The sequence below is a fragment of the Paraburkholderia sp. UCT2 genome, assembly GCF_014397665.1.
Classification (GTDB): domain Bacteria; phylum Pseudomonadota; class Gammaproteobacteria; order Burkholderiales; family Burkholderiaceae; genus Paraburkholderia; species Paraburkholderia tuberum.
Map to the genome: position 1 here is coordinate 1 of NZ_VZQO01000146.1, position 843 is coordinate 843.

Here is an 843-nt window from a genome sequence, read left to right on the forward strand (position 1 = left end):
TCGGGCGAGTAAGCAAACCACACCGCGGCCGGTTCGGTCGAGCCCGAACGGGTGTCATCGCGCACATACACCCACAGTCGCCCGGTCCTTGTCTTCTTCTTGCCCGGCTCGAGCACCGGGATCGGCGTGTCATCCGCGTGCAGCTTCGACGGTGCCATCGTGTGGCGGCGCAGCGCCTCGGTCAGCGGCACGCAAAGGGCCTCGCACTGGCCGATCCAGCGTCCCATGCTGGCCGGATCCAGCTTTACGCCGTCGCGCGCGGCAATCTGCGACTGCCGGTACAACGGCGCGTGGTCAGCGTACTTCGAGACGAGGATGTCGGCCAGCAGGCTCGGATGGGCAATGCTGCGCGTGATCGGCAGGCCGGGCATGGACGGCTGCGAGAAGTGGTGGCCGCACGGACAGACCGTCTTGCGCCGGATCGTGCGAATCACCTTGAACATTGCCGCGACGCGGGCGAGCTGCTCGGACACGTCTTCTCCGAGCGGCTGCATGGCGCTGCCGCACTTCGGGCAGGTCGCGTCGGCGTCGAGTACGCGTTCTTCGCGTGGCAGATGCGGCGGCAGCGCTTCTTTCGGCGATGCGTCGCCCACAGGCGTGCTCGCGCCTGATTCGTGGGCGCGTCGCACATCAGCGACACCACGCTCACCGGTCAAGTCCTCGAGCGCGGTTTCGAGCCGCGCGACCTCCCGGTCCAACTGCTCGGACCTGCGGCCGAACTGCATGCGCTTGAGCCTGTCGATCTGCGCCTTGAGCTGCCCGATCTCCAGATCGCGCTCGGCAAGCTGGGCACGGGCCTCGACCAGCAAGGCCCGCAGAGTTTCAACATCGTCAGGAAGTTCG

1 protein-coding gene is annotated in these 843 nt (G+C 67.1%); it reads right to left on the reverse strand.

Features of this window, described 5'->3' with window-relative positions; translation table 11 throughout:
- Positions 1-843, reverse strand: an 843-nt coding sequence (locus tag F6X39_RS36140) for an IS66 family transposase (RefSeq protein ID WP_187620158.1), incomplete at both ends; no start/stop codon positions are given.